Here is an 18,155-nt window from a genome sequence, read left to right as displayed (position 1 = left end):
TGTTCCATTCTGGAACGCGAGAACCGTCCCCGCGTTCCAACCTAAAACATGTCCGAGGTATGAATGATGAGCTACCTAAGCTGGCAATACATAAGAAGAATAAACCTGAAGCGCGAAGAAGTCCCGTCATTCAGGCACTACCCCTTCAACCTTCCAAGCCTGAAAACTTTAGATGGGCTGGAACTTCATCCAAAGGTCACGTTTTTCATTGGCGAAAATGGAATGGGGAAATCGACTTTGCTTGAGGCTATTGCGGTGGCGATGGGCTTCAATCCTGAGGGCGGGTCGTTGAACTTCAACTTCTCTACCTTTGGTTCACATTCGCAGCTGGCTGACTACCTTAAAATCATTAAGGGAATCGAACGGCCGCGGGATGGATTTTTCCTGCGGGCTGAGAGCTTTTACAATGTCGCCTCTAACATAGAAGAGATGGACCGCGAGCCTGGCGGGCCAAGGGTGATTGATTCCTTTGGCGGGAAATCGCTGCATGAACAGTCACATGGTGAGTCATTCTTTGCCACTTTCATCCACCGGTTCCGCGGGAATGGCATTTATCTGCTCGATGAACCCGAAGCCGCCCTCTCCCCTTTGAGGCAGATGTCAATGCTCACGAGGATTCATGACCTGGTAAGCGAAAACTCACAGCTGATCATCGCGACGCACTCCCCCATCATCATGGCCTATCCGGACGCCAGGATATACGAATTCACCGAGGAAGGCGTCCACGAACGAAAGCTGGAGGAAACGAACCATTATACGATCATGAAGCAGTTTTTTGATGACCGGGAGCGGATGATTCACCGGCTGCTGGAGGAATGATGCGGAACATGGGGACGGTTCTCATGTTCCATTCTGGAACGTGAGAACCGTCCCCGCGTTCCAGAAAATGGAGGTTGAAATTCATTCCCTAAAATGAGAATCTATATAACTGGAGATGGACTTCCAGTTCATTGGAATCGGCACAGGTAAAACTCATCCTGGGGGGAAGGAAACAAGATGTACATGGAGATAGGATTGATTGCATTTTTGGTTTCTGGATTTTTCCTTTTAAAAGGATTATCAGACTTTTTTATGAGAAAGAGAGATAAGAAATGCTTCGTGATTGCTATTGGAGCATTCGCGGTCTTTCTGGCGGCGATCATCAAGGATCCGGCAATGGCTACTGAGGCTGCCAATGAGGATAAGCGTCAAAACGGGGAACTAAGAACAGGGGAAACACCAGTTCAGCAGGAGACTGAGATAAAAGCGTTTCTTAATAAAGAAGAAGCTGGAGAAGAGAACCAGAATGAAGCGATAATACCAACGATGACTCACAGCAGCGTGGAACCCATGGTAACAAAAGTCGTTGACGACCACACAATCGAAGTCTTGGTGAACGGTAAAATCGAAACTTATCAAAAAAAGTAAAGCCTGCCAGCCGGCAGGCTTTTTCCTTACTTCAAAAATCGATTGACCTGCTTAATATCAAATATCCGATTGCCCTGCATTTGTCCCCAACTGCTTAGTTCCTCATGATCCTCATGCTCCGGGTCGCTGATCGCCTTGAGATACTCCGAGTAACCTCCACTGCCGCCGACATCTTCAGGAGGAGTGTCCCCTTCGCCTTCAAGGCACACCGGATGATAGGTATCATAATCGCTGATGACCTTCTCCACCTCGATATAATGCTCCCAGTTGTCCCCAAAATCATAGACATATTTAAAATGAGTGATTTCCGGAACACACTCCGACAGTTTTACATCGTATTCCATCCGCCTTTCCATATCAATCGGGACAATCAGCGCTTCCGGACTGCCCACGATATTTAAAATCGGCTCATAGCCTGCTTCGTGGTATGCAGGGTGATGAGGTGACAGCTTCTTTTTCTTTTTGGGATCATAAAGGTAAAAGGCATGCAAATGCTGGTTATCCCATCTGAATGAATGTTGTATAACATCATGAAGCTCATGGAACGTACGATCAAGCGGCACAATGATCCTCCGCCAGCAAGGATGGTCATCCAGCTTTAATGAGATTTTCAGCTGGACAGCTTCTGAACTAAAAATCTTTCCGCCTGTCAGGTTTGCCAGCTCTTTGAACATTTCTTCATGAGGATAGATGTATTTATTTTTCCCTGCTCCGACCATATCCCGGCTAACCTTTAAAGCAAGCTGGGTATTAAAAAGTGCCGATGGGTCGAAATACTCCTCCAAATAATAAATGTAATCACAGGCCCGATTCAATTTCGAAACAGACGAGCGGTCTTTCGATTTCGTAAAACGGATCTCCCCGGCAGCCGAAAGATATGTATCTATCACATCGTCTTGTATGCCTTCAGCCACCCAAGTCTCCCGCAGCCCCTCCTTGATAAGCTCGTCCAATCTCTTAAAATCCTTCGCCTTAAGGCCATACAAAATCACGGCATAGCGATTCAAATTGTTCACAGCCACAACCATTTTCTTGCGCTGGATCGTGAGCACATGGGCACTCCAAGAGAAAAGCGGCTCCTCTTCCGGCACAGGATCTGGCTTGATCTTCAGTTCATCTAACAGCTTTTTCGAACAGTGGATTAGCATTTTTGAAAACTCCTATTATATTAGACTTATCCCTACTATAACCAACAATTTTATTCTATAAAAATAGAGGTACAGCAAATTGCACCTCTTTTTCATCCAAATCACCAGGACAGCTCGATCCAGCCATTCTCTTTTTTGCTGATTGTATAAGCCTCATATCGATCGAATTCAACTGTGACCTTCGCTCCGGTTTTACTTACGAAATTGATATTCTCTGAAACTCCTTCATATAAAAAGCCTTCTCCGGAATACAGCTCTTTCAGCATCTCAACGTATTGTTGGCTGGCGGATGCCACCCCGGTGCTCTTGCTGATGACCATTTCTGTACCTTTAAAAAAGCCAAATAAATCCGTGTTTTGAACCGCGTATAATTGTGTTCCATATTTTTCTGCAATCTTCACGAGCCGTTGATATTCAGGTTCATCCATTAAGCTGACGTAGAGCGAATCACCATATTTTATCGTATCCTCGGAATCCTCTTTTACCTCGTCATTAGGGGCTTCAGAGGATTGCTGTTTTTCTGGTTCTGGTTTTACCTCTGGCTTATCAGGGGGACTAACAGGAATTTCCTTATTCTCAAGCTCTCTAGGATCCATTTCTTTTATAGACTGAGGATTCTCCGCAGCCATGTAAACATTCTCTGTTGCGTCCGCTTTTTCCGGAGCTCCTCCATAATAAAACGCGCCAACCGAAGACAGAAACAGGGCACCGAAGATTGCAAACGCAGCTTTAGTTTTCATTTTTTATGACTCTCCCCTTCTTTTTACCATTTAGACGAGACGATTATCTAGGAAGTTTATTTTTTATCGAATTTTTTATTTCATTAATCTTTCTCGCAATCTTTCAAAATTTAGCCACACTAAAGAGATTGCTGATTGTCTAAAAATATTGTAAAATTAAAAAGTATCATTGTTGCAAGCGTTTGCATAATTTGGTTTAATTTTTTTATCCAGTTGTGCAAACGATTTCATTAGATAGAGTTTTAGATGTAACAAATCTAATCTCCCCCTCTATCAAACCAATTTAAAAGGAGGAATGTATGTCAATGAGCAGGAAGTCTAAGCGTAAGTTTTCTATTTTTATGACGGCGATCATGCTTTTGAGTTTGTGGCTGCCTTTTGTGCCGGCTCCTCAAGCATTCGCGGCAGACTCCACGGCTAACGTGGAATCTGCAGACAGAACTGTCCGGGTAACGTATATCCGAGAAGACCAACAGTATGATGGCTGGAACATTTGGGTCTGGAATACTGGCAGACAGAATGATCAAATTAATTTTCAATCTTATGAGAACGGAGTAGCAACAGCTGATATTGCGGTTGCTCCGGAAACAAAAAGTATTGGTCTATTAATCCGCAGTACAAATGACTGGAGTACTGCTGTAAAAGAATTTGATAAAGACCGTACTATTCCAGTAAATACAAACGACACCCTCACCAAGGCTTACATAACTAGCGGTGTCGAACAAATCCGCATCGTTCCGGACGGTTCAGCTCCTGTGATCGATCAAGGAAATGCGACTTTCTTCTATCGTGATAAAACCCTTTTTGCAAACGACCAGATGGACACAATCCAAAAGGTAGATTTGAAGTTTAATGGTGAAACTGTACCAATGACGTATGAGCCAGAGAATGAGAGATTCGCAGCAACTTACGAAAACATTCCAAATGGCAAGACGCCATACAAATACGTTGTGACAATGAAAGACGGTACGACTTCTGAAGTAATTGACCCTTATAACCCGTCTTCCGAAATCGACTTCCAAAAAGCTGAGCTGACTGTGTCTGGCTCTGTAACACCGGCAGCGATTGACTATAATGAAAACGCTGTCTTGAAGGTTGACGTTCAGGGTCTTGCAGACGGCCTGAAAATCAACAAAATCACTGCTGACGTATCAGCGCTTGGCGGATCTGAAAAGCTTGAAATCGATCCTTCGCTAAAAGCAGTCACGATCGCAGTGGATGACAATGTAACAGCTGGAACGAAGGAAATCCCGCTTACTGTAGTAGATTCATATGGAAACTCCTATAACGGTAAGGCCTCAGTAGAAGTGAAAACGCGCCAGGCTGTTGGCGAAAATGACTTTGACTGGGATGAGTCCATCATCTATTTCATGCTGACTGACCGTTTCTTTGACGGCGATTCAGCTAACAATGACCCTTACAATCAAGGTTACGATGCTAAAAACGACCGCGGTACGTATCAGGGCGGCGATTTTAAAGGAATCACACAAAAATTGGATTACCTTGACAAACTGGGCGTGAACACAATCTGGATTTCCCCAATTGTAGAGAACATCAAGCATGATGTCCGCTACGATGATGAGCATTCATACTATGCATATCACGGCTATTGGGCAAGCAACTTCGGTGAGCTGAACCCTCACTTCGGAACAATGGAAGATTTCCACACCCTGATCGATGCTGCGCATGAAAAAGGCATCAAGATCATGGTGGACGTCGTGTTGAACCACACTGGCTATGGACTGAAGGATATTGATTCACAATTAGAGAACCCTCCTGCCGGCTACCCGACGGACGCTGAACGCAGCACATTCAGCAGCCTGCTTCGCCAGGGCAATGTTGGCTCCGATGAAGTTGTCGGCGAGCTTGCTGGACTTCCTGATTTAAAAACAGAAGACCCTGCAGTCCGCGACACGATCATTAAGTGGCAGACTGACTGGATCACGAAAGCAACAACTGCCAAAGGCAACACGATCGACTACTTCCGTGTGGACACTGTGAAGCACGTTGAAGATGCAACATGGATGGCGTTCAAGAACGCGATCACGGAAAAAATGCCTGAGCACAAAATGATCGGTGAAGCTTGGGGTGCGAGTGCAGATAACCAACTAGGCTACCTTGAAACAGGTATGATGGACTCCCTGCTCGATTTCAACTTTAAAGAAATCGCTCATAATTTCGCGAACGGCAAGCTGAAGGCAGCAAACGATGCCCTGATTGCCCGCAACGGTAAAATTGATAACAGTGCTACTTTAGGATCTTTCCTCGGCAGCCATGACGAAGACGGCTTCTTATTCAAAGAAGGAAATGACAAAGGAAAGCTGAAAATCGCTGCTTCCCTGCAGGCAACGGCAAAAGGCCAGCCTGTCATCTACTACGGTGAAGAGCTTGGCCAGAGCGGAGCGAACAACTATCCGCAGTACGATAACCGTTATGACCTTGCATGGGATCAAGTGGCAAACAATGATGTCCTGGATCACTATACAAAAATCCTTAACTTCCGCGGCGCTCATTCTGAGGTTTTTGCTAAAGGCGAACGCGCAACGATTGGCGGTTCTGACGCTGATAAGTTCCTGGTGTTTGCACGTAAAAACGGAAATGAAGCAGCATATGTCGGCTTGAACGTGGCTGACAAAGCGAAGGAAGTAAAACTGACTGTTGATGCTGGTGCTGTCGTGACAGACCACTATGGTGATAAAACGTATACTGCTACAGAAGCGGGCGAAGTCACTTTGACAATCCCTGCAAAAGCTGATGGCGGTACAGTTTTACTGACAGTTGAAGGCGGAGATATCACGGCGGCTGCGGCGGCTGGCGAAGGCGACGGAAATGGTGATGTTGAACCAATCCCTGCCAACCATATCCGAATTCACTACAAACGTGATGACAACAATTACGACAACTTCGGTGCATGGCTGTGGAATGATGTAGCCTCCCCTTCTGCCAACTGGCCGACAGGCGCTACAATGTTCGAGAAAACAGACAGCTATGGTGCATACATCGATGTTGAATTAAAAGAAGGCGCGAAGAACATCGGCTTCCTCGTAATGGATATTACAAAGGGCGATGCTGGTAAAGACGGCGGCGACAAAGGCTTTACAATTTCTTCCCCTGAAATGAATGAAATTTTTATCAAGCAAGGCTCTGACAAGGTGTACACTTACGAACCAGTTGATTTGCCGGCGAACACAGTCCGCGTCCACTATGTACGTGACAACGCTGACTATGAGAACTTCGGTTTATGGAACTGGGGCGACGTAACTGCACCATCTGAAGGCTGGACTGCAGGAGCAGCATCTTTCGAAGGCAGAGACCGCTATGGTGCTTATGTCGACATTTCGTTAAAAGAAAATGCCAAGCAAATCGGCATGATCACCCTTAACAAAGCAACACAAGAAAAGGATGGCGGCGACAAGACGTTCAACCTTCTCGACAAATACAATCACCTCTGGGTAAGACAGGGCGATGACAATGTCTATGTATCTCCTTACTGGGAGCAGGCAACTGGCCTAACCAATGCAGAGGTACTCAATGAAGATACGATTCTATTAGGCTTCACGATGACAGACGGATTAACGGCAGATGCGTTAAAATCCGCTCTGGATATAAAAGATGCTGATGGTGCACAAGTTGCGATTGAAAGCGTCGAAATCACAAGCGCAACAAAAGTGAAAGTAAAAGCAGCATTCGACCTTGATAAGCTTCCTCTTTCCGTAACATTTGCTGGCAGAACAGTATCTGCTGCATCCGGCTGGAGAATGCTTGATGATATGTATGCTTACGACGGAAATGACCTTGGCGCGACTTACAAGGATGGCTCGGCTACCCTTAAGCTTTGGGCTCCAAAGGCAACCAAGGTAGTTGCGAACTTCTTTGATAAAAACAATGCCGCTGAAGAAATCGGCAGCATTGAGTTAACGAAGGGTGAAAAAGGTGTCTGGGTTGCAGATGTAAAACCAGGTGACCTGAACGTAACCGATCTTGAGGGTTATTTTTACCAGTATGATGTAACGAATGATGGCGTCACTCGCCAGGTTCTTGACCCTTATGCAAAATCAATGGCGGCCTTCACTGTAAATACAGAAGGCAATGCTGGTCCTGATGGAGATACTGTCGGCAAGGCAGCAATCGTAGACCTGATCGACACAGATCCTGAAGGCTTCAGCCACGCTAAAATTGATGGCTATACAAAGCGCGAAGATGCAGTCATCTATGAAGCTCACGTTCGTGACTTCACTTCCGATCCTTCAATCGAAGGCGACTTGAACGCAAGATGGGGATCTTACAAGGCATTCATCGACAAGCTGGACTATCTAAAGTCTCTTGGCGTAACACACGTACAGCTGCTTCCAGTCATGGCGTGGTATTATGGCGATGAAACGAAGATGGGCCAAAGAGAGCTTGAATACTCTGCTGGCGGCAACGAATACAACTGGGGCTATGACCCGCACAGCTACTTCTCGCCAGATGGTGCTTACTCACTGGCCCCAACTAAGCCAGAAGAACGCGTGAAAGAACTGAAGGAATTAATCGATGCAATCCATGATGCTGGAATGGGCGTTGTCCTTGACGTGGTATACACGCATATGGCAAAAGCAAGCCAGCTCAATGACATTGTTCCAAACTACTATGCGTTCCAGGACGCTCAAGGAAACTTCCTTGGCGGCTTCGGAAACAACCTGGCAACAAGCCACACAATGGCTGAAAAATTGATGGTCGATTCAGTGAAATACTGGTTCGATGAGTACAAGATCGACGGCATGCGCTTTGATATGATGGGTGACGCAACATACCCTTCTATCCAGAACGCATACGATGCAGCAGCATCCGTTAACCCGAATGCCCTATTCATCGGTGAAGGCTGGAGAACATTCGCTGGCCACATCGCTGAGCCAGAGCTTGCCGGCATGGGCGCAGACCAGGATTGGATGGATAAAACAGATGACGTTGGCGTATTCTCTGACGAAATCCGCAACGAATTGAAATCAGGCTTCGGTTCTGAAGGTGAGCCTCGCTTCATCACAGGCGGAGCACGCGATATCAATACGATTTTTAACAACATCAAGGGCCAGCCAGGCAACACAGCTGACGACGATCCAGGCGATATGGTCCAGTACATCGCAGCGCACGATAACCTGCCGCTTCACGATGTTATTGCGCAATCAATTAAAAAGGACCCTTCTATCCCTGAAAATGAGTTAGAGATTCACAAGCGCATCCGCCTTGGAAACTCGATTATTTTAACATCACAGGGTACTGCATTCCTGCACGCAGGCCAGGAGTACGGCAGAACGAAGCAATGGCTTGGTGAAGGCGTTCCGGAACAGAAGTACCATGAGTTAACAGACGAGAATGGCAACCCATTCGGATACTTCATCCACGATTCTTATGATTCATCAGATGCCATCAACAAATTCGACTGGCAGAAGGCAACAAACAGTGAGCTTAACCCTGTTAACACAACAACTCAAGCTTTTACAAAAGGCTTGATCGAGCTTAGAAAATCAACAAACGCTTTCCGCCTTGGCGAAAAAGACCTTGTTGATTCTAACGTAACATTGCTTGATTTCCCTGAAATTCAAGCTACAGACTTACTGATTGCTTATGAAAATGTGTCTACAGACAACACTGGCAACTACTATGTGTTCGTGAACGCAGATTCAAAAGCCCGTACTCTGACACTTGGCGATTACAATTTTACAGGCGGAAAAGTCCTGGTCGACAATGACGAAGCTGGCGTAAAACCAGTATCAGAACGCTCAGGCTTTACATTGACTAGAGCTAAAATGACAATCGACCCGCTTACAACTGTGGTCATCAAGCTGGACAGAAAAGCAACTGAAGCTCCTGCGGATAACGGCGATACGAACCCGCCTGCACCGCCAGCTGCTGAAAAGCCGAACACAATCGAGCTTCCAGCATGGGCTGCTGAAGTTGTAAAAGAAAAGAATCCTTCCGGCATGGTTGAGGTCGTAACGAAGGTTGCTGCTGACAAAGTAGCAGAAATCGTCAAAGCCATCACAGCTGAAAAGCACAACCTGGCAGTGAAGCTTGAAAAGCCAGCTGCAGGCGAAGTGGCGAAAGCTCAGCTTCCTGCAAGCTTATTTACAGAAGCTTTTGCTAAAAACAAGCAGGCAACAGTTGAAGTTGTGACAGAAGATGCAACATATTCACTTCCTGTTTCTGAAGTGAATGTCGCTGACCTTGCGAAGAAGCTTGGCGTTTCTCCAAGCGACCTGCAGATCACAGTTTCTGTGAACACTGTAAAAGCAAACACAAAGCTGAAGCTGAAATCACCAATTGTTGATTTTACAGTTGAAGCTCTAGCCGGAGGCAAGAAGTCCGAAATCAAGGAATTCAGCACCTATGTAGAACGCGAAATCCTTGGCGACTCTAACTTCAACGCTTCCAGAGCAGTAGCAGTAAAATTGAATGCCGACGGTTCATTCAGTGCAGTACCAACTTTGTTCGACGGCAACAAGGCCATCATCAAGTCATTGACGAACTCAACATACGCAATCGTTGAGAACGATGTAACCTTCACTGACGTCAACAACGGCAAAGACTGGGCTGAGAAGTATATCGAAACACTGGCATCCAAGTACATCATCAAAGGCAAAGGCAACAGCACATTCGGCAGCACAAGCCAGCTGACTCGTGCAGAATTCACTGCATTGCTAGTACGCGCACTTGGACTTCCAGGCGAGAAATACGACGGACGCTTCAAGGACGTCAAAGGCAATGAGTGGTTCAACGACAACAACGCCCTAATGGCAGCAATCGAATACGGCATCATCCAGGGCAAAGGCAACAGCACATTCGCACCTGGCGAAAAGATCACCCGTACAGAAGCAGCAGCCATGATCGGCCGCGCAATGAAGCTAAACTTCATCAACTACGATTTATCATCGCTTGATAAATCCAAGAAACTAGCAGACTTCGCAGACGCAGGATCAATCGGCAAATGGGCCAAATCAGACGTAGAAACAGTGTACCAGGCAGGCATCATCAACGGAAAAGCAAAAGACCAATTCGCGCCAGCCGGCAACACCCAACGCAACGAAATGGCCAAAATTTTAGCCAACTTCCTAGTGAAGGCTAAACTGATGAACTAGTGGAACATGGGTCTGGAACATGGGGACGGTTCTCGCGTTCCAAAATGGAACATAGGTGGAACATAGGGACGGTTCTCCTGTTCCAGCAATTTGGCTTACAAACAGCAGGCACCTCTTCGATTGAAGAGGTGCCTGTTTTTGTGTTGGGGGCTGGGTGGAACATGGGGACGGTTCTCGCGTTCCAACCCGGAGCGTGTGCTGGAACACAGGGACGGTTCTCCTGTTCCACTAGCCCTATATGTCTCAGAACAAAAGCAAGATCAAGTACCACCCCTCCAAGCCCTATTAATCACACTAACTGCAACGCCAACAATCCTCCCTGCCTGCCGCTGGCTAAGCCCCTGTATCCCTCTCATTTTCCGTAAGGCTTCCACCCGCTCCTCCCCGGGTAAACTTTTTACCTGAGCGATGATAACGTCCCCCAGCCTCTCCATAATCTCTTCCCTTGCCTCCTCATCCGTCAGCCGCCTCCGCCTCCATACCTCATCCAAACATTCATCTTCAGCAGCCATTTCATTGTATTCTTTGAATTTTTCCAAGGCGATTGTCGGGTCTTCCGCCAGCATCGTCAAAGCTTTTTCCCTGTTCAAAAGTCCCCTGGGATAGCTAACCAGTCCATAATATGCACTACAGCTGCTCCAGCGCCAGTCGGCAGGCTTATTCACAATCCCCGCCTTGACCGGATTTTGGTGAATATACCTGATCACAGTCAGGAAATAGCGCTTAGTCTCAACGACTTCACTCCTAAAGCGATCCTGGAAAAGGTGGCCGGTCGTACCATACTTCGAGTTATAGTACGAAACATAGCTGACAGCGATGCGTTTCATGGTCACCCACAGCTCTTCATTCACTTCCCTGACAAGGAGATGGACATGGTTGTTCATCAGGCACCAGGCATACACGCCCATACCTGATTCCTCCTTGTATCTCATAAAAATCTCAAGAAATTTCATGTTGTCCTCTTCATCATGGAAAATCTCCTGCTTATTCGCACCTCTCAGCATGACATGATAAAAACCGTTCTTGCTTTTCATTCTGGCCCTGCGAGGCATAAATTCAGATCCCTGCCTTTCATATTCAGATTCACTGCACTGTTTGGTTTGACGGAATTACTGGATAAAATCGTTCGAGAGAGATTGCTGGAATGGATAGTTTGATAGGATTAACGATGAGGTCTTAAGAAGAGGCAACTCTAGTATAACCTACTAAACATAAAATCAACTCCACATATATGGCGAATTTTGGAACATAGGGACGGTTCTTGTGTTCCAAACTGGAACACGAGAACCGTCCCCATGTTCCACGTTCCTGGTTTACTAGCGCAGGCACTACGGGTATGATTAGGTAGACTACTAGAATGGCTTAAGGAGATTTTGATGCTGGATTATAGGTTGTATAAGGGGCATGGCTCCGAGTATGTTGTTTTGCTGCATGGGATTGGCGGCAATTCGAGGATTTTTTACAAGCAAATAAAAGCGTATCTCAAGCATTTTAATGTGGTGGCGATCCACTTGCCGGGGCATGGGAAATCCCCGGATATAGATTCGTATAAGGAGCAGTTCTCCTTTGACCTTATCGTCAGGGAGGTCGGTAAAACGCTGGACAAGCTCGCGATCCGCAAAGCTCACTTTGTCGGCATCTCGTTAGGATCAATTATCGTCCATCAATTGCTAAAAACCCAGCCAGGCCGGATACGGTCTGCTGTACTTGGGGGTGCAATCACTCGATTCAATCGCTTTGCAAAACTTCTTATAAAAATTGCCGGAGCGATTAAAGGATTCATTCCGTTCATGTGGCTGTACAAGATCCTGGCGCTGATACTGATGCCAAAAGAAAACCACAGAGACTCGAGACGTCTATTCATCCGAGAGGCAACGAGAATGCACCGGGACAATTTCCTGGCATGGTACGAGCTCGCAACCGATGTCGAAATCGCCTTTGCAGATACTCATACAGTCATGGTACCAAAGCTTTATATATCGGGTGCCGAAGACCATATGTTTGTGAATGAGTTAAAAGAAGACCTCAGCGTGGATGAAAATGCAGAATTGGTGATCCTGGGACAGTGCGGTCACGTGTGCAATATTGAAAAGGCTGAAGACTTCAATCAGCTTTCTTTGGAGTTTATGAGCAAGCACAAAACCAAAGCAAAAAAGGTCGTATAATTAATGATAAAGTCACCATCGCTCATAGCTGATGGTGACTTTTCTGTCCTCAATCCTGTAAAAAATAAACCTCTATCTGGCTGCTATTCATCAACAGAGTCTGAATCCGGACTGCAGTTTCGAACCCCGATATCCTGGCACTACCTTGTAAAATAGCAGGAGCGGTTATATCAACTGAAACATTACTTTTTGACAGTTCGATTGAAAAATGACCCCCAATCATATTTCCAATCTCACCCGCAAATGACCCAAGCATCGCACCTTCCAGCCTCATTCCATACATCATTTCACTAATCTCCTGAAACGTACTCTCCAGCCCAGATAACACCAGCTTCCCGCTGAAACCGCCGGTAATGCCGATGATGATCCCCATGGCAAGCTCGATGGAAGTCTCCCCTTCTTCTGTTAAAACTGTTTCTGCCACACCAGGAATAACTGTCTTCACAGCCTGCTGCAGCATTTGAGCATGTTCAAGCATTCGCACACCCTTTGCAATAATCGTCACGATAGTACCCCTTTGTTGTTTACTCTAATTCATAAGTACTATTAATATCGTGCGAATCCGCAAAATCTTTAGGAACATTGGAACATGGGGACGGTTCTCACGTTCCAGTTGGAACACGAGAACCGTCCCCATGTTCCACTTTGCTCCAATCGAATAGGCTGCCTGGGTCTGTTTTCCGCCCTGGCGCATATTCGTCGTGACCAAGGATGTGGTTTCTATCATTTTTGATTTTAGGATTTCGTGCCAGAATGTCATCGAGCAATAGATTAAGAGATTGATATTGAGCTTCGGTATAGCCGATATGCTCCAGCGGAATCTTAAGATACTGTTCTGGCGTCATAATGGTTTCCATTTCGGCTTCTGTCCCGATTGCCATAAGCTCGATGCCAATTGAATAATCGTTCAAATGATCCTTATAATCCGGAAACTCCACCAGTTCTCCCTTTCCAGAATGCCTCGCCACGCGATTTTCCGGCAGCAGGTAGTAGATAACCCCCTCCCGATCGATCAGATAATGCGGAGCGACATCGTACTCCAAAAAGATATTCCGGATATCTTCATAGATATAAGGGTTCTCAGGATTCACCGCTGCATTGCTGATAAAATGAAGGACAACATGCGTTTTCGTCTCTTTACGCTGATCAAAATCGAATTTTTGCAGAAAATCGTTCACCACCGGCACCTGTATCTTTGTTTGACGTATCACGGGCTTTTCGGCATCTTCCTTGGCAACTGCCTTTTCGTTTGAACAGCCGCCTAACCATACCATCGAACAGGCAAGCAACATCAGCATAAAGTACTGTTTCATCCTTCTCCCCTAACACCCTTTGCATTTATTTATATAAATAATTCGATTTGATGAAGTAAATTCCTTTTCTGCCTTACGCTAATTTCACTGTATAAAAAAAAGACCAATTAAGGCCTTTTATTAAAATACATATCCCACTCAATCAGTCCACATATCGTTATCAATCATATCCTCGATCATTTCAAGGAATAATTCATAAAAACTTGAATGATGCTCAAAAACTCCTGGTTCATACGGACTCCAGTTCACCACCGGACATTCACCTTCTGCTATCCGGTTTGTATCTAAACAGTATCCAAATTCATCGCACCAATAAATCATGACATACCCATCCGGCATCGACGGATATTCATTTCTATAGCCCGCCAACATTTTGCTGCTGCTTAAGAAAAAGCCAAGTCCGCCCCCGCCATAGTTCGATAAAAACCATTTATAACTGTTGGGCAGTGTTACATTCAACTGTTTTTCTGTATTTTTTATTTCATCTTCACTTTCTCCGCCAAAAAATTCCTTCTCCTGGTCATATAGACGAATAAGCTTTTTTATTGTCTCTTGATACAAGTCGCTAACCTTCCTTTATCATTCTCTGATTGCTAAAAAACACCTGCTGATAATCTGTTATCTCGTATCAATGATAACATGTCAGCCTGCTGCTTCGGATTATAGCTTTCTTGTAAAATAAAAACGGAGGACAATTTAAGTCCTCCGATTTCTTCCACCCTTAATCACAACATCTCTCCTGGAACAAAAGAACCGTCCCTCTGTTCCAGCCTGGAACACGAGAACCGTCCCCATGTTCCACCACTTAAATCTTGAATTTCCCTACCATATCTCTTAGTTCTTCTGCGAGTTTGGCGAGGGATGCGGATGATGTGGCGACTTCGTCCATTGAAGCTAGTTGTTCTTCGGTTGCGGCGGCGATTTCGCCTGTGTTGGCTACGGATTGTCGCGCGATCCGGGTTACTTCATCGATTGATGCGTTGACCTGCTGGACGCTGGCTGACATTTCTTCGGAAATCGCGGAGACTTCCTGGATTTCAGAGCTGACGTGTTCGATGGATTTCATGATTTCGTTAAAGGTCTTGCCTGTCTCTTCGACCAATTGCGTTCCGGTCGAAATCTCGACTGTTCCTTTGTTCATCATGCCAACGACTTGATGGGTATCCTTTTGGATTGCTTCGATCAATCCTGAAATCTGCCCTGCCGACTGTCTTGAAAGCTCGGCCAGCTTACGGACTTCATCAGCAACGACCGCAAATCCTCTGCCGTGGTCACCCGCTCTTGCCGCTTCAATAGCTGCGTTCAGCGCCAACAGATTCGTCTGGTCCGCAATACCTGTAATAACCTCAATGATTTTGCCAATCTCCACTGATTTTTTATCCAGCTCTTTGATGACAGTATTGGTTTCATTTGTTGTATGATTGATTGATTTCATCTGGTTGATGACTTTTTCAAGTGCTTCATATCCAAGCTGAGCCTGTTTCGTTGTGTCGGATGCGGACTCGGCCACGTTTGATGTAGTTGTTGCTACTTGCTGGATGCCGATGGACATCTCGCCGACTGCTTTCGCGCTTTCTTCAGTGTTCTTGCCTTGAAGCTCGGCACCGCTTGCGACCTCCTGGATCGCAGTAGCCACCTGGTTCGTTGCGGCATTCGTCTGGTCGGCGCTGGCCATCATCTCTTCGGCTGATGAAGCAACCTGCTCGGACGTACTGCTAACCTGAAAAATAAGATCCCGCAAATTGGTCGCCATTGCATTGAAGGAGGCTGCCAGTTCTCCGATTTCATCTTTATTTTTCACATTGATTTTTTCAACGGCAAGGTTTCCATTTGCAACCTCTTCTGCCGCACGCGAAACCAGCTTCACCGGCTTCGAAATCATGTTGCTGATGAACATGGCAATACCGATACCGATAATGAAAGCAGCAATGCTGATTGCGATGATGACCACCGAGACTGTCCCAACGTTGCCAGTCAGAGTTTCAATCGTTCCTTGCAACGTTTCCTGCTGATACTCCATCGCATCCTCAGTTGCTGAATTCAGGCTAAAGATAGCCGGGTTTCCTTTTTCCTGCATCAACAGCCTGACCTTCACAGTTTGTTCGTCCCTGATTAATGTAAAAGCCTCTGAAGCTACCTCATAATATTCCCTTTCGGCCTTCACAAGGGCTTCTCCGACCTTCTTGCCCTCAGCAGACCTCGTCACATCTAAATATTTTTTCGATGTTTTTGCAAAAGCTTCAACAGCACCCTCAAACTCAATCATGCTCTCGCCATCACCATTGGCCATATACTTGTACAGAGCCTGCTGCTCCTTCATGACGGCATCCTTCATATTCACTATCAAATCCATCTTCTCCATTCGGTCATCGATGGAAGTGGAATACTGATTGTTAATATGGCTAATCTGGTAATTTGTAATGACCGCTACCAGCGCCAACAGCGCCAAAACTGAGAAAAATCCCGTAAATAATTTCTGCCTTACAGAAAAACTCCGATTAGAACTCTTCTTGGGCCTCGGTGTCGATATCTTGCTGCTTTTCATTTTGAAGTTCAGCTTCTTCAATTTCATCATCCGCTCTCCTGTCCTGAATACAGTCTTTCTATTTATTTCGGATAAAAAAGAAATACATTTAGGACTTTCGCCACAAAAATTTGGAACATGGGGACGGTTCTTGCGTTCCACTTTGGAACGCGAGAACCGTCCCCATGTTCCGCTAGATTTTTTCGTATACTATAAGCTTGGAATTAAGGCGCTGAAGCAGGATCTTGTCGTCGATCATGTCTGATAGATAGATTCGGAGTTCATTCCGGACTTCCCCGAGTTCCTGCGAATTTAAGCCTAGGTCAGTAAACATTCGGTAAGTAGGAATGATTTCCCGGAACAGCTGGAATCTTGAAGGCTTGAAAACAAGTTCATCTCCCGAGCGTTCTGCAACCTTTTTCATGGCAGGTATGCTTAATGTGTTTTTACGGATCAATTCCTGTGATGCCTCGCCGGAAATAAAATCAACAAACTGTCTTGCAGCAGATTTCTTGGTTGAATGTTTATTAATGGCCAGCCCGATGATCAGCAGCAATGTTCCTGGATCCCTTAAATAAGGGAGTGGAGCGATATCATATTCAATAGAATGCTTCCTGATTTCATTCAGCGAGAAATAGGATGCCATAATCATGGAAGCTTTTTGCTCAAGGAAAATCTTCTCTGCATCCCCGTCACTGTCCGACAGGAAGGTGTTCATGATTCCCTGTTCATCGAAAGTCTTCCTGATAAAATTTACGCTCTGCTTCAATTCTTCAACAGGAAAAGTCGTGATTCCCTGGCCATCCCTTGAAAACTGAACACGGTTTTGCAGCATAAAGATCGGCCATCTGTTTAATGAAAGAGGATGGAAGTAAAGGCCGCATGCTTTTTCATCTTCATGGCCAGACATTAGCTGATTTGCTGCTTCCAGGGCTTCCTCCCATCCCCAGCCACTGTCCGGGTATGGGATATTGCTGGCATCAAAATGATCCTTGTTATAGCAAAGAACAATTGGCGAGAATACAAAAGGCCGGACATATACAGTATCGTTCTCTCCCTTTTTGGTGAATGGCTGTTGAAGAAATGAATAAATTTGCGGTTCCCTTTCCATTTCCTCAAATACAGCCTCCGGCACTGGATCAAAGTCCCTGAAATCCTTGAAATTGATCGTGACAACATCAATCATATCGTTATGAAAAAAATCATATACAGTCTGCTGGTAATGATCGTATGGCAGCGCAATTGCATGAACTTTGATATTAGGATGTTCTGCTTCAAAACTCTTGATCAAATCCGGAAATTGCGCATCATTAATTAATGAAGGATAGTATCCCACTCTTAAAATAACCTGATCATAAGCCTTGCTAGACACAACAAGATTTCCGATTCTTGATTTCTTAACAATCAGCCCTTCCGCCACCAATTCTTCCAATCCCCGTCTTACGGAGTTTTTGCTTAAACCGAATTGTTCAGCAAGGATTAATTCTGACGGCAAATAATCTCCGATCCGGATTTCGCCTGATACGATCTGCTGCCTCACACTCGAGACCATCTGATTTAATTGAACCTTGAAAACCTCACGACTTTTCTTTCCACGCATTAGGTACTAGATCCCTTCTAAAACTAAATTATATTTTTTCCTGACACCGACTTATTCCTGCATGCAGGGAGTCGTTTTGCTAGTTATCGCCTTCCTGGTTCATATCTGGCTTGTTTTTCAACCCGATTATAGCACTATTACGA

Annotated in this window: 12 protein-coding genes; 4 read left to right on the top strand and 8 right to left on the bottom strand. The window is 45.6% G+C overall.

Annotation, left to right across the window (positions count from 1 at the left end):
* Nucleotides 1-63 precede the first annotated feature (63 nt).
* On the top strand, nt 64-819 hold the full coding sequence (locus AC3EBE_RS11080) for an AAA family ATPase (RefSeq protein WP_488595091.1): 756 nt from the start codon (nt 64-66) through the stop codon (nt 817-819).
* Between the two features lie 177 nt (nt 820-996).
* Nucleotides 997-1,407 (top strand): hypothetical protein, encoded by a 411-nt coding sequence (locus tag AC3EBE_RS11075; protein ID WP_488595090.1) that lies wholly within the window; start codon nt 997-999, stop codon nt 1,405-1,407.
* Between the two features lie 26 nt (nt 1,408-1,433).
* Here AC3EBE_RS11075 and AC3EBE_RS11070 read toward each other — a convergent pair whose 3' ends face one another.
* Nucleotides 1,434-2,555 (bottom strand): plasmid pRiA4b ORF-3 family protein, encoded by a 1,122-nt coding sequence (locus AC3EBE_RS11070; protein ID WP_488595089.1) that lies wholly within the window; start codon nt 2,553-2,555, stop codon nt 1,434-1,436.
* Nucleotides 2,556-2,656: 101 nt separating this feature from the next.
* Nucleotides 2,657-3,295 carry a hypothetical protein gene (locus AC3EBE_RS11065; RefSeq protein ID WP_488595088.1) on the bottom strand — a complete coding sequence of 213 codons (639 nt, stop codon included), beginning with the start codon at nt 3,293-3,295 and terminating at the stop codon, nt 2,657-2,659.
* A gap of 305 nt (nt 3,296-3,600) precedes the next feature.
* Here AC3EBE_RS11065 and AC3EBE_RS11060 point away from each other — a divergent pair, with 305 nt between their 5' ends.
* Entirely contained in the window at nt 3,601-10,410 is a 6,810-nt protein-coding gene (locus AC3EBE_RS11060; protein WP_488595087.1) for a pullulanase, read from the top strand.
* Between the two features lie 260 nt (nt 10,411-10,670).
* Here the strand turns inward: AC3EBE_RS11060 and AC3EBE_RS11055 are convergent, their stop codons facing one another.
* Nucleotides 10,671-11,444, bottom strand: coding sequence for a transposase (locus AC3EBE_RS11055; protein ID WP_488595086.1), 774 nt, complete (start codon nt 11,442-11,444; stop codon nt 10,671-10,673).
* Between the two features lie 342 nt (nt 11,445-11,786).
* On the opposite strand from AC3EBE_RS11055, the gene AC3EBE_RS11050 reads away from it, so the two are divergent.
* The gene (locus AC3EBE_RS11050; RefSeq protein ID WP_488595085.1) at nt 11,787-12,575 is read left to right on the top strand and encodes an alpha/beta fold hydrolase; all 789 of its coding nucleotides are present in this window, start codon (nt 11,787-11,789) and stop codon (nt 12,573-12,575) included.
* A gap of 49 nt (nt 12,576-12,624) precedes the next feature.
* Here the strand turns inward: AC3EBE_RS11050 and AC3EBE_RS11045 are convergent, their stop codons facing one another.
* The 5 genes from AC3EBE_RS11045 to AC3EBE_RS11025 all read right to left on the bottom strand — a co-directional run bounded on the left by AC3EBE_RS11045 (nt 12,625) and on the right by AC3EBE_RS11025 (nt 18,012).
* Nucleotides 12,625-13,080, bottom strand: a complete 456-nt coding sequence (locus tag AC3EBE_RS11045) for a chemotaxis protein CheX (protein WP_488595084.1) — start codon at nt 13,078-13,080, stop codon at nt 12,625-12,627.
* 97 nt (nt 13,081-13,177) lie between these two features.
* Complete coding sequence (locus AC3EBE_RS11040) at nt 13,178-13,888, bottom strand: N-acetylmuramoyl-L-alanine amidase (protein WP_488595083.1); 711 nt, start codon at nt 13,886-13,888, stop codon at nt 13,178-13,180.
* A 138-nt stretch (nt 13,889-14,026) separates the two neighbouring features.
* Nucleotides 14,027-14,449, bottom strand: a complete 423-nt coding sequence (locus AC3EBE_RS11035) for an SMI1/KNR4 family protein (RefSeq protein WP_488595082.1) — start codon at nt 14,447-14,449, stop codon at nt 14,027-14,029.
* 244 nt (nt 14,450-14,693) lie between these two features.
* Nucleotides 14,694-16,463 (bottom strand): methyl-accepting chemotaxis protein, encoded by a 1,770-nt coding sequence (locus AC3EBE_RS11030; protein WP_488595081.1) that lies wholly within the window; start codon nt 16,461-16,463, stop codon nt 14,694-14,696.
* A gap of 142 nt (nt 16,464-16,605) precedes the next feature.
* The gene (locus tag AC3EBE_RS11025; RefSeq protein ID WP_488595080.1) at nt 16,606-18,012 is read right to left on the bottom strand and encodes an extracellular solute-binding protein; all 1,407 of its coding nucleotides are present in this window, start codon (nt 18,010-18,012) and stop codon (nt 16,606-16,608) included.
* Nucleotides 18,013-18,155: the final 143 nt, after the last annotated feature.

It is taken from the genome of Mesobacillus sp., from assembly GCF_057785455.1.
Note: the sequence above shows the minus strand (reverse complement) of the source record. Positions and strands in the feature narration are given on the sequence as shown.